General features: G+C 69.2%; 10 protein-coding genes. 4 read left to right on the top strand and 6 right to left on the bottom strand.

Translation table 11 applies throughout. From position 1 onward, the window contains the following. Positions 1-74 precede the first annotated feature (74 nt). The 3 genes from egtB (at position 75) to ISP17_RS07305 (ending at position 3,573) form a co-directional block, all read left to right on the top strand. Positions 75-1,319, top strand: a complete 1,245-nt coding sequence (egtB, locus tag ISP17_RS07315) for an ergothioneine biosynthesis protein EgtB (RefSeq protein ID WP_404632663.1) — start codon at positions 75-77, stop codon at positions 1,317-1,319. Continuing rightward, on the top strand, positions 1,316-2,299 hold the full coding sequence (gene egtD, locus ISP17_RS07310; RefSeq protein WP_404631607.1) for an L-histidine N(alpha)-methyltransferase: 984 nt from the start codon (positions 1,316-1,318) through the stop codon (positions 2,297-2,299). Before egtB ends, egtD begins: the two co-directional genes overlap by 4 nt. 293 nt (positions 2,300-2,592) lie before the next feature. Beyond that, on the top strand, positions 2,593-3,573 hold the full coding sequence (locus tag ISP17_RS07305) for an NAD(P)/FAD-dependent oxidoreductase (RefSeq protein ID WP_404631605.1): 981 nt from the start codon (positions 2,593-2,595) through the stop codon (positions 3,571-3,573). Positions 3,574-3,604: 31 nt separating this feature from the next. Here ISP17_RS07305 and mfd read toward each other — a convergent pair whose 3' ends face one another. Both mfd and ISP17_RS07295 read right to left on the bottom strand, forming a co-directional pair. Continuing rightward, complete coding sequence (gene mfd / locus ISP17_RS07300) at positions 3,605-7,234, bottom strand: transcription-repair coupling factor (protein WP_404631603.1); 3,630 nt, start codon at positions 7,232-7,234, stop codon at positions 3,605-3,607. A 199-nt stretch (positions 7,235-7,433) separates the two neighbouring features. Beyond that, positions 7,434-8,054, bottom strand: coding sequence for a GNAT family N-acetyltransferase (locus tag ISP17_RS07295; protein ID WP_404631601.1), 621 nt, complete (start codon positions 8,052-8,054; stop codon positions 7,434-7,436). 168 nt (positions 8,055-8,222) lie between these two features. On the opposite strand from ISP17_RS07295, the gene ISP17_RS07290 reads away from it, so the two are divergent. After that, complete coding sequence (locus ISP17_RS07290) at positions 8,223-8,615, top strand: VOC family protein (RefSeq protein WP_404631599.1); 393 nt, start codon at positions 8,223-8,225, stop codon at positions 8,613-8,615. Between the two features lie 9 nt (positions 8,616-8,624). Here the strand turns inward: ISP17_RS07290 and ISP17_RS07285 are convergent, their stop codons facing one another. The 4 genes from ISP17_RS07285 to ISP17_RS07270 form a co-directional block, all read right to left on the bottom strand. Further along, positions 8,625-9,533 (bottom strand): cation diffusion facilitator family transporter, encoded by a 909-nt coding sequence (locus ISP17_RS07285; RefSeq protein ID WP_404631597.1) that lies wholly within the window; start codon positions 9,531-9,533, stop codon positions 8,625-8,627. 74 nt (positions 9,534-9,607) lie between these two features. Further along, positions 9,608-10,111, bottom strand: coding sequence for a Slp family lipoprotein (locus tag ISP17_RS07280; protein ID WP_404631595.1), 504 nt, complete (start codon positions 10,109-10,111; stop codon positions 9,608-9,610). A gap of 96 nt (positions 10,112-10,207) precedes the next feature. Beyond that, positions 10,208-11,149, bottom strand: a complete 942-nt coding sequence (locus ISP17_RS07275) for a 23S rRNA (adenine(2030)-N(6))-methyltransferase RlmJ (protein ID WP_404631593.1) — start codon at positions 11,147-11,149, stop codon at positions 10,208-10,210. Positions 11,150-11,205: 56 nt separating this feature from the next. After that, on the bottom strand, positions 11,206-12,135 hold the full coding sequence (locus tag ISP17_RS07270; protein ID WP_404631591.1) for an EamA family transporter: 930 nt from the start codon (positions 12,133-12,135) through the stop codon (positions 11,206-11,208). Positions 12,136-12,229 lie beyond the last annotated feature (94 nt).

Genomic DNA, 12,229 nt, shown 5'->3' with positions numbered 1-12,229 from the left:
GCACCCCGCATGACTATGCGCCTTCGCCGCTTCATCCCCGATCAGTGGGCCTCTCGCGGAGGCGCCTTGTGAGGCTGGCATCCGCGGCCGTCGCCGCCGATATCCAGCAGCGCTTCCACCGCGTCCGGCAGCGCACCGTCGCACTCGCTGCCCCCCTGAGTGCAGAAGACCTGATGGTGCAGTCGATGCCCGACGCCAGCCCGGGCAAATGGCACCTGGCCCACACCACCTGGTTCTTCGAGCAGTTCGTGCTGTCGCGCCGCGCCGGTCATGCGCCGCGGCATCCGGCATGGATGGTGCTGTTCAACTCCTACTACCAGTCGGTGGGTCCGATGCATGCCCGACCGCACCGCGGCCTGCTGTCGCGGCCGTCGCTGGCCGAGGTGCTCGACTACCGGCGTTACGTCGACGAGGCGGTCAGCGAACAGCTGCTGACCGGTGACGATCCGGACCTCGCCACGCTGGTGGAGCTGGGCTTGAACCACGAACAACAGCATCAGGAGCTGCTGCTCACCGACATCAAGCACGCGCTGTGGTGCAACCCGCTGCGGCCGGCCTATGACGAACGCGCACCGGCCGCGTCGTCGGCCGCGGTGCCGATGCGTTTTGTCGCCGGGCGCGAGGGGGTGGTCGAGATCGGCCACGGCGGTAGCGGATTCGCCTTCGACAACGAGACACCGCGCCATCGCGCCTTGCTGCAGCCCCACGCGCTGGCCAACCGGCTGGTGACCAATGCCGAATACCTTGCTTTCATCCATGACGGCGGTTACCGCGAGCCCGGGCTGTGGCTGTCCGACGGCTGGGCCACGGTGCAGGCCGAAGGCTGGCAACGGCCGCTGTACTGGCAGGACGACCTGGCCTGCGAGTTCACTCTGCATGGTGTCATGGCGTTCGATCCGGAAGCGCCGGTGAGCCATCTCAGCTACTTCGAGGCGGATGCCTTCGCCCGCTGGGCCGGCGCACGCCTGCCGACCGAGGCCGAGTGGGAATCCGCCGCGGCGACATTGCCGGTGCAGGGCAATCTGCAGGACGGCGGCCATTTCCATCCGCTGCCGGCACCGACCGATGGCAACGGTCTGCTGCAGATGTTCGGCGACGTGTGGGAATGGACCGCCTCGCCCTACGTCAGCTACCCCGGCTTCCAGCCGCTGCCCGGCTCGCTGGGCGAGTACAACGGCAAGTTCATGAACGGGCAGTGGGTACTGCGTGGTGGCTCGTGTGTCACGCCGTGCGACCACGTGCGGGCAAGCTACCGCAACTTCTTTCCACCTCACGCCCGCTGGCAGTTCGCAGGGATTCGACTGGGACACGATCGATGAATTCACAAGTAGCGGATTTTCGCGACGACGACCGTCGCCCGCCGGACAACCTGGTGCTGGAGATCGTCCAGCGCGGCCTGCGTGCGAGCCCCAAGCGGCTGCCCTCGTGGCTGTTCTACGACGAGCGCGGCTCGCACCTGTTCGAGCAGATCTGCGAGCAGCCGGAGTACTACCTCACCCGCTGCGAGATCTCGCTGATGCAGGCGCTGGGTCCGCAGATCGCGCAGACGCTCGGCCCGGACGTGCGCCTGGTCGAGTACGGCAGCGGACACGCGATCAAGACCGACATCCTGCTGCAGCAGCTCGCCGCGCCGGTGGCCTACGTACCGGTGGAGATCTCGCCCGAGCCGCTGCGCCTGAGCGTGCAGCGCCTCGCCGCGCGCTTTCCGCATGTGCCCATGCAACCGTTGTGCGCCGATTTCACGAAGCCGCTGCGCCTGCCGATCTCGCCGCGCGCCGCGCGCCGCACCGTGATCTATTTCCCCGGTTCCACCATCGGCAACTTCGATGCCGCCGAGGCGGCCACGCTGCTGCGCAAGATGCGCAGCGAGATGGGCGAGAGCGGCGGCATCCTGATCGGTGTCGACCTCAAGAAGGATGTCGCCCTGCTGGAAGCGGCCTACAACGACGCGGCCGGCGTCACCGCCGAGTTCACCCTCAACATGCTGGCCCACGTGAACCGCGCCACCGGCAGCGACTTCAACCTCGCCCGCTTCCGCCACCGCGCGCGCTACAACCCGATGGCCGGGCGCATCGAGACGCACATCGTCTCCACCGCCGAGCAGAACGTCAGCGTGGGTCGCCAGCTGGTGCGCTTTCGCGACGGCGAGGCGATGCAGGTGGAATACAGCTGCAAGTACTCGCTGGAAGACTTCGCAGCGCTTGCCCACCGTGCGGGCTTGGAAGTGCGCAACGTGTGGCTCGATCCCGAAGGCATGTTCAGCGTGCAGTATCTGGTGCGCGCGGGCGCGGCCGGCTGAAGTTGCCGAGAACCTTCTCGCCACCGGGGTGAGAGCCTGGCCGGGGCGTGATGCGGGGCCAAAGTGAGGGGGGCAGCGCGAAGTGCCGCCCTCATTCCGCTACACGGAAATTCCAGCACGTCACTCTGGCTGCAAGCGACGTTGACGCGATATCGGCTTGCCGCCGCTGGCAGGGCAAGTGAGAGGGTCCAGGCAGCGAGAGGGCGTTCCGACCCGACGCCTGCAACCTCACGCCGCATTCCCGCTTCCGGTATCGCGATGCCACACTCGCCTGTCACTCCAAGGCGCGTCGCATGCCCGACCACGCATCCCCCCGCATCGCCATCATTGGCGCCGGCATGGCCGGCCTCACGTGCGCACACCAGCTGCGCCAGCAGGGCTGGTCACCGGTGATCTTCGAGAAGAGCCGCGGCATCGGTGGGCGTCTGGCCACGCGCCGCACCGACAGCGGAGACGCGTACGATCACGGCGCGCAGTTCGTTACCGCCCGCGATCCGGCCTTTGTCGACCTGCTGGAAACCTTGCAGCGCTCCGGCGCCGCCGCCGCGTGGTCGCCGCGCCTGCCCGAGGATGCTCCGCATCCCGCACACACGTGGTGGATCGGTACGTCCGGCATGAGTGCGCTGGTCAGGCCGCTCGCCGCTCCGCTGGATATCCGCCTGCGCGCCACCGCAAGTTCACTGCGCCGGCACGCGGGTCGGTGGGAGCTGCGGCTGGCCGAGCAGGAACTCGTGGAAATCTTCGACGCCGTCGTCATCACCGCGCCCGCACCGCAGGCCGGTGCGCTGCTGGCCAATGTTTCGTCGCTCACCGACGCGCTGGATAGTGTCGGCATCGCACCGTGCTGGGCGGCAATGCTCGCCTTCGACGCGCCGTGGGACGTGCCGTTCGAGGCCGCGCGCTTCGACGCGGGCCCGATCGGCTGGATCGCCTGCGAGTCCAGCCGCGCCGGACTCGTCGGCCGCAGCGACCGCTGGCTCGTCCACGCCGCGCCACACTGGAGCACCGCTCATCTGGAACGCGCGCCGGAAGACATCCTGGCGCTGATGCGGGCGGCCCTGGCCGAACAGACGGGCGTGGTGCTGCCGCCGATGGCCTTTGCCCAAGCCCATCGCTGGCGTTACGCGATGACCACCCGGCCACTCGGCCAGCCGATGCTCGCCGATGTCTCCGCGCGCCTGTGGGTGGGCGGTGACTGGTGCCTCGGCGCGCGCGTGGAAAACGCGTTCCAGAGCGGGGCGGCGATGGCGCGGGCGATTGGCGCCAGCTTGTAGCCGGACGGCCGCAAGCCCTTGCCGGATCGCCTCAGGACGGCCGCCGCGCGCCGAGCATGATCAGCACTTCCTGCGCGCTGCGGATGCGCTCGGTGGTGCCGGGCAGGTCCAGCGTCACCTTCAGCTTGTCCTGGCCTTCCAGCTTGTAGACCCGCGGCAAGCTCTGGATCAGCTTGATGATCAGCAGCGGATCCACCTCGGGCTTCTCGCGGAACAGGATGCGCCCGCCGTTCGGGCCGAAGTCCAGCTTGCGGATGCCCAGCGGCGTGGCCATCAGCTTGAGCGTGGCCAGCGCGAACAGCGTCTTGGTCGGCTCGGGCAGCAGGCCGAAGCGATCGATCATCTCCACCTGCAGGTCACGCAGGTGCTCGTCGCTCTTGGCGCTGGCGATACGCTTGTACAGCGTCAGGCGCGCGTGCACGTCGGGCAGGTAGTCGTCCGGGATCAATGCCGGCAGGTGCAGCTCGACCTCGGTCTCGTGCTCGGAGCTGAGGTCGAAATCCGGCACCTTGCCGCTCTTCAGCGCGCGCACGGCGCGGTCGAGCAGCTCGGTGTAGAGGCCGAAGCCGATCTCCTGGATCTGGCCGGACTGCTCGTCGCCCAGCAGCTCGCCGGCGCCGCGGATCTCCAGGTCGTGGGTGGCCAGCGTGAAGCCGGCGCCCAGTTCCTCCAGCGAGGCCAGCGCTTCCAGCCGCTTCTCGGCATCGGGTGTCATCGACTTGCGGTCCGGCACCACCAGGTAGGCATACGCGCGGTGGTGCGAGCGGCCGACGCGACCGCGCAGCTGATGCAGCTGCGCCAGGCCGAAGCGGTCGGCGCGGTTGATGATGATCGTGTTGGCCGTGGGAATGTCGATGCCGGTTTCGATGATCGTGGTGCACACCAGCACGTTGAAGCGCTGGCGATGGAAATCCGCCATCACGCTTTCCAGCTCGCGCTCGGGCATCTGGCCGTGGGCGATGCCGATGCGCGCCTCGGGAATCAGCTCCTGCAGCTCGCGCGCGGTGCGCTCGATCGACTCGACCTCGTTGTGCAGGAAGTACACCTGTCCACCGCGCGACAGCTCGCGCTGAAACGCCTCGCGGATCGTTGCCGGATCCCATGCCGCCACGAAGGTGCGCACCGCCATGCGGTGCGCCGGCGGCGTGGTGATCAGCGACAGGTCGCGCAGGCCGGCCATCGCCATGTTCAGCGTGCGCGGGATCGGCGTGGCGGTCATGGTCAGCAGGTCGACCTCCGCGCGCAGCTTCTTCAGCTGCTCCTTCTGGCGCACGCCGAAGCGCTGTTCCTCGTCCACCACCACCAGGCCGAGGTTCTTGAACTTGATGTCCGGCTGCAGCAGCTTGTGGGTGCCCACGATCACGTCGATCTGGCCGTCGGCGAGGCGCTTGAGCGCCTCGTTGACGTCCTTGGTGGAGCGGAAGCGCGAGAGCACGTCCACCTTCACCGGCCAGTCGGCGAAGCGATCGGCGAAGTTGCGATAGTGCTGCTGCGCGAGCAGCGTGGTCGGCACCAGCACGGCGACCTGCTTGCCGGCGGTGGCGGCGGCGAAGGCGGCGCGCAGGGCGACTTCGGTCTTGCCGAAGCCCACGTCGCCGCAGATCACCCGGTCCATCGCGCGCGGTGCTGCGAGGTCCGCCAGCACCGCGTCGATCGCCTGTTCCTGGTCGGGCGTTTCCTCAAACGGGAAGCTGGCGCCGAATTCCTCCACCAGCTGGCGATCGACGGCCATCGACTCGCCGCCGCGCGCCTCGCGCTGGGCGTAGATCGCCAACAGCTCGGCGGCGACGTCGCGCACTTTCTCAGCGGCCTTCCGGCGCGCGCGTTCCCACGCATCGCCGCCCAGCGAATGCAGCGGCGCCAGCTCCGGTGCGGTGCCGGAGTAGCGGCTGACCAGGCCGAGCTGCGCCACCGGCACGTACAGCTTGTCGCCCTTGGCGTACTCGATGATCAGGAACTCGCCCTGCATGCCGCCGAGCTCCATCGACTCCAGACCCTGGTAGCGGCCCACGCCGTGGTCGACGTGCACGATCGGCGAGCCGATCGAGAGCTCGGTGAGGTCGCGGATGATCGCGTCCGGATCGCGCGCCTGGCCGCGCCGGCGCTTGCGCTCGCTGCGCACGCGCTCGCCGAACAGTTCGCGCTCGGTGAGCACGGTGATGGCCGGCTTGCTCAGCGCGAAGCCCTGCTCCAGCGGGGCGATGGTGATGGCGAAGCGGGTCTCTACTCCCTCTGCCCCGGCCTTGCGTGATGCGGCTCCCTCTCCCCCGGCCACGCCGGGGGAGAGGGTTGGGGTGAGGGGGCCGCTCTTGCTCTCGAGGTGAGCGGAGCCAGAAGCCCCCCTCACCCCAGCCCTCTCCCCCGACTGCGTCAGGGGAGAGGGAGCAGGCGCGGCCACTCCGAGGAATGCGCTCCAGCTCTCCACGTTCGTCGGCTTCATCCCCGCCGCCGCCAGCTGCTCGATCAGCGACTCACGCCGCCCCGCCGAATCGGCGGCGACCAGCACGCGGCCCTTGTAGCTGGCGAGGAAGTGTCGCAGCGACGTGCCGGGCTCCTCGCCCTTGCGGTTCAGCGGCACCTCGGGCGCCGGCTGGGTGCCGGCGTCAACGCTGTGTTCGTGGCCGGAGGGGACGATCTCCACGCGCAGGCGTTTGTTCCACTGCTCGCGCAATTGCTCCGGCGAGAGGTAGAGCTCGGCGGGCGGCAGCACCGGACGCTCGATGTCGTGCGCGCGCTGGTCGTAGCGTTCGGCGGTCTGCGTCCAGAACTGCTCGGCCGCCTCGCCGGCCCCTTCGCCCAGCACGAACAATGCATCGCTGGCGAGGTAATCGAACAGCGTGGCGGTCTGCTCGAAGAACAGCGGCAGGTAGTACTCGATGCCGCCGGGCGTCACGCCCTCCTTCATGTCCTGGTAAAGCGGACAGCGGCGGATGTCGATCGGGAAGCGCTCGCGCAGGCGCGTGCGGAAATCTTTGGCGGCGTTCTCGGTAAGCGGGAACTCGCGGCCGGGCAGCAGCTCCACCTTTTCCACCGGCTGCTGCGAGCGCTGCGTCTCCGGATCGAAGCTGCGGATCGACTCGATCTCGTCGTCGAACAGCTCGATGCGGTAAGGCTCGGCCGCGCCCATCGGGAAGATGTCGATCAGCGCGCCGCGCACGGCGAAGTCACCCGCCTCGGCCACCTGCGGCACGTAGCGGTAGCCGGCCGACTCCAGCCGGCGCTGCTCGGCCAGCAGATCCAGCTTCTGGCCCCTGGCCAGCATCAGGCCGGCGCCGGTGATGTGGCTGCGCGGGGCGATGCGCTGCATCAGCGTGGCCACCGGCACCACCAGCACGCCGCGGCTCACCGAGGGCAGCCGGTACAGCGTGGCGATCCGCTGCGAGACGATGTCCGAGTGAGGACTGAAGATGTCGTAGGGCAGGGTTTCCCAGTCCGGGAAGTGCAGCACCGGCAGGTTGCCGGCAAACAGCTTGAGCTCGTCCTCCAGCGCGGACGCACGCTGGGTATCGCGCGTCACCGCCACCAGCAGGCCGCTGTGCGAACGCGCCGCCTCGGCGATCAGCAGCGCGCGCGCGGAGCCGTGCGGCGGCGTCCAGTAGCGGCGCTGGCGCGGCGTGGTGGGAAGCGGCGGGTGGGTGATCGTGGGGCTGGAAGCGGGCATGGACTGGCGCGGGGCTCGTCGACGCGCGGGACGCGCGGGTAAAGCGCACAAGTGTACTGCGAGCGTGCCGGCGGGCCGGGCGGCAGCTTGCAGCCGCGTCCACCGCTGTAGGAGCCCGCTTGCGGGCGATGCCTTTCGCTCTGATTCGACATGCAGAGCCAAGAGCATCGCCCGCAAGCGGGCTCCTACAGGTGCGCGGCTAGAGCTTGAGCGAGATCTGTGCGGTGCCGGGTTCGTCGATGGCCGGTCGCCGCTGGAAGCCGAGCTCCTTGCACAGCTCCAGCATCGGGCGGTTTTCCATCAGCACGTAGCCCCATATCTCGTGCAGGCCGCGGCGGCGGCAGTCGTCGACCAGGCGCTGCATCAGCAGGGCGCCCAGGCCGCGGCGGCTCCAGTCGTGTTCCACCAGCACCGAGAACTCGGCGCTGTCGGCCGACTCGTCGACGTAGATGCGGCCCACGCCGCGCATCTCGGCCGGCTCCACCGACTCGTCCATCAGCACGAAGGCGGTCTCCAGCGCCGGATTGATGTTGCACAGGCGATGCGCCATCGAATCAGGCAGCTCGGACATCGCGTGCAGGAAGCGGCGGCGGATGTCTTCCGGCGATAGCCGCGTGAAGCAGCGCTGCAGCGCGGCCACGTCGTCCGGGCGGATGCCGCGCAGGAACAGGCTGCGGCCGTCGTGGGTGCGCACGGGCTCACCGTGGCTGGCGGGCGTGCCGCCGGCAAGGCGTGGAGCGAAGCGTTCCGCACTGCGCGGCGGCATCGCCCCGAGGGCGGCGGCGAGGGTAGTCGGGAGCATGGCAAGCTGGGCGTTCATGTCCATACTTTACCGTATTTAGTGCGATGCAGCATGAATGTCGGGCGCACTGGTATGGTCCGGCATCCGCCTTTGGAGCCTTGTGTGAGGCGGTTTCCCGGGCGTCCGTGCGATGATGGTTCTTCCCTTCCCGCCGCGCTGCGGCAACCAACCACAGCGGACCGCACCATGCCCCAGACCCTCGCCCAGCTCAGTCTTGTGGTGCACGACTACGACGAGGCCATCGACTGGTACGTGCGCATCGCCGGCTTCGACCTGAGGGAGGATACGCCGCTGGGCGGCGACAAGCGCTGGGTGGTGATCGCCCCGCGCGGTTCGCGGGGCACCGGTCTGCTGCTGGCGCGTGCGGTGACGCCGGAGCAGCGCGCCGCCATCGGCAACCAGGCGGGCGGGCGCGTATTCCTGTTCCTGGCGACCGACGACTTTTGGGGCGACTACCGCCGCATGCAGGAGGCCGGCGTGCGCTTCCTGGATGATCCGCGCGAGGAGGTCTACGCCACCGTGGTGGTGTTCGAGGATCTGTACGGCAACCGCTGGGACCTGCTGCAGCCCAAGGGTTGAGCCGCCCCGTCAGTCGGTGACGTCGGGCTCGAAGAAGCTCCAGCGGATGTCGGTGAACTCGACCTTCATCGCCGCTTCCACTGCGTTGATTGCATCGATCAGGCCGCGGTCGGAGCTGGCCGGTTCCATCTTCGCCTTCACCGCCACCATCACGTCCGGGCCCATCTGCAGGGTGATCAGGTTGAGCACCTCGGCCACTTCCGGGCGGCTCTTGAGGAACGTGAGCAGCTCGGCGCGGCGGCGCGGCTCCACGCCCTGGCCGATCAGCAGCGCCTTCACTTCCACCGCCAGCAGCACCGCCACCACCAGCAGCAGCACGCCGATGGCCAGCGTACCGATGGCGTCATACATCAGGTTGCCGGTGAGCATGGTGGCACCGATCGCCAATGCGGCCAGGCACAGGCCGAACAGCGCGGCGAGATCCTCGCCGAAGATCACCAGCAGCTCGCTGGAACGCGTCTCGCGGAACCACGTCCACAGCGGCTGGTCGCCGCGTGCCTTGTTCACTTCCTGCATGCAACCGCGCATCGAGATGCTCTCGGCGACGATGCCGAACACCAGCACGCCCAGCGCCAGCCACGGCCACTTCAGCGGCTCGGGATGGCCGAGCTTGTGCACGCCCTCGTAGACCGAAAACATGCCGCCCACGCTGAACAGCAGGATGGCGACCAGGAACGACCAGAAGTACATCGCCCGGCCCCAGCCGAGCGGAAACTCATCCGACGGCGGCCGCTTGGTCTGGCGGATGCCCAGCAGCAGCAGGCCCTGGTTGCCGCAGTCGGCCAGCGAATGCACGGCCTCGGCCAGCATCGCGCCCGAGCCGGTGACCAGTGCGGCCACCAGCTTGGACACGAAGATCGCGAAGTTCGCGCCGAGCGCGAGAAAGATCGCCTTGAGCGAATTGGCGTGGCCGGACATGCGGGCGTTCCATCACCGGATTGCGGCCGCACAGTGTAGCGGCGGCGCAGCTCCTTGCGCCGCGCCCTGGGGCTTCAGCGGATGCCGACGCCCAGGCCCACGCCGAAATGGACGTTGCTGCGGCCGGACCGCATCTCTTCGGCCGTCCAAGCGTGCGCTTGCGTCACGTTCACCAGCGGAAACACGTAGTCGGCCTCGCCGACCTTGCCCGCGCGGCTGCCGTTGAGCTTGCCGGCCACCGTGACCAGCGCGCCGTCGGGGTAGGCCATCGGTTCGACGAAACCGTGCATGACGGCAATGAAGCGCCCGTTGCCGGTATCGCCCACCTTCGGCCGCTGCGATGAATCGAGCGGGTAGGCCAGAATCTCGATCTCGCTGCGGTCGGCGAGGTTGTTGACGCCAACCACGCGGCCGCCCCAGATCACGCTGCCGTTGGCAAAGCGTTCCGGCGAGCGGGCCACCTCGAACGGCACGGCGGCCACCGCGTCGGGCGCGGGTTTGTAGATCGGTGCGGGCGCGCAGGCGGCCAGGGACAGCAGCGCGATCGAGGCAAGCAGGGGGCGGTGAAGGAGGCGCATGGCGGGATTCCTTGACGGGCGGCAGGATGGCACGGCGCTGACACGATGGATGTCCAAACGCGGCAGGCGCACCGCCGCACTGGACATGGGCGCAGCTTAGCGCGGACGGGCTGAACGCGGCGGCGGCGGGCGACGCGGCGGCGGGGCCGCGGCGATCGCCTCGGCGCTGTCGTTGGCCAGCCAGTCCAGCTTCCATTCGGCCGGCTGGCCCTGGCCGAGCAGCCGCGCCATCGCCCGCAGCGGCTCGCGCAGGGCCTGGTCGAGGTTCCACGGCGCGTTGAGGATCACCATGCCGGAGCCGTTGAGGCGCAGCGGCGAGTCGTCCGGATGCACCAGCAGCTCGGCGCGCAGCACGCGGCGGGCGATGCCGTGCTGCAGGCCGCGCAGGAACGGCTGCACCTGGCTGCGCAGCTTGATCGGGTACCACACCGCGTAGATGCCGGTGGGCCAGCGCTCGATCGCCCCCTTCAGTGCCTGCTCGATCAGCCGGTACTCGGCTTCCTGCGCCTCGTACGGCGGGTCGATCAGCACCAGGCCGCGCTTCTCCTTCGGCGGCACCAGCGCCTTCAGCGCCTCGTAGCCGTTGCGGTGATGCACGTGCACGCGCGCGTCGCGATGGAACAGCTCGCGCAGGCGCGCGGCCTCTTCCGGATGCAGTTCGCACAACTGTGCGCTGTCGCCCTCGCGCAGCGCACGGGCCGCCTGCAGCGGCGAGCCGGGATAGAGCTTCAGGCCGTCCTCGTTGCCGGGCAGGGCGAGGATGTCGTCCAGCCAGCGGCGCAGCAGCGGCGGCAGCGCGGCCGAGGCGGCGTCGGTGGCGCCCATGTCGGGAAACAGCAGGCGGTGGATGCCGTCCTTGTACTCGCCGGTCTTGCCCGCCTCGCGCCCGTCCAGCGCGTAGCAGCCGCTGCCGGCGTGCGTGTCGATGTAGGCAAACGGAGCGGGCTTGGTTTTCAGCGCCTCGATCAGCGCCAGCAGCACGGTGTGCTTGAGAACGTCGGCGAAGTTGCCGGCGTGGAAGGCGTGGCGGTAGTTCATGGCGATCACGGCGGGCCGGGTGCGCCAGTATACGGGGCGCCGCGGTGCCCGCCGGCCTACTCCACGATGCCGTGGTTTTCGGCGGTGCCCAGCAGCTCGGGCTGGGCCGGCTCGCGCGGGTTCCGGTGCAGCAGCGGGTGGATGAACACCGCGCCCAGGATCACCGCCACGCCCACGTAGAACCACGCGTGCAGCTCGCGCTGCTCGCCCAGCAGCACGATCGCCAGCACGATCGAATACACCGGCTCCAGGTTGGTCACCATCTGGATGCCGAAGGCGCTCAGGTGGCGCAGCGCCACCAGTGCCAGCGCAAACGGCAGCAGGGTGCAGCCGAAGCTCAGCAGCACCAGCAGCAGCGCATCGTGCGCGCCTGGCAGCACGAATGCACTCCCGGCATGGGGCATCAGCGGCGCCAGCGCAGTGAGGAACAGCGTGCCGGTACCCAGCTCCAGGCAGGTCACCGTGAGCGGATCGCCGTGATCCACCAGCCGCTTGTTGAACGCGCTGAACAACGCCACGAACAGCGCCGACAGCGCGCCCACCGCGATGCCCATGCGCATGCCGTGCGGCACGCCGCCCACCACCATCGCCACGCCCGGCACCACCGCCGCGGCGATGATCAGCTCGCGCGGGTCGAAGCGCCGCCGCGCGATCCACGGCTCGATGAAGGCGAGGAACACCGGCCCCAGCGCGATGCAGGTGGCGCCCACCGACGCATTGGACAACTTGATCGCCGCGTAGAAGCTCAGCCAGTGCAGCGACACCAGCACGCCGATGCCCGCATACGCCCAGCGCAGCGGCGCCGGCATCGCGCGCAGTCCGCGCCATACCCGCGGCACCAGCAGCAGCGACCCCGCCACCAGCAACATGCGCCACCACACCAGCGGTAGCGCCGGCAGCGAGATCAGCTTGCCGAGGATGGCGGTGAAGCCCCACAGCAGGACACAGAAATGGATCTGCAGGCGGGCCTTGCTGACGGGCTGCATGGGGCACGATGGCGCGGGGAAGGTGCGCCATTCTAGCGGCACCCTCCGGCTGGTATGACGCTGGCGGGGGCGTCGCAGAGCGATGGCCGCGACA

Origin of the sequence: Dyella ginsengisoli (assembly GCF_044904665.1) — a bacterium.
In the GTDB taxonomy this organism is placed as follows: domain Bacteria; phylum Pseudomonadota; class Gammaproteobacteria; order Xanthomonadales; family Rhodanobacteraceae; genus Dyella_A; species Dyella_A ginsengisoli.
The sequence above is the reverse complement of the archived record's forward strand: the minus strand, read 5'-3'. Positions and strand labels throughout refer to the sequence as shown.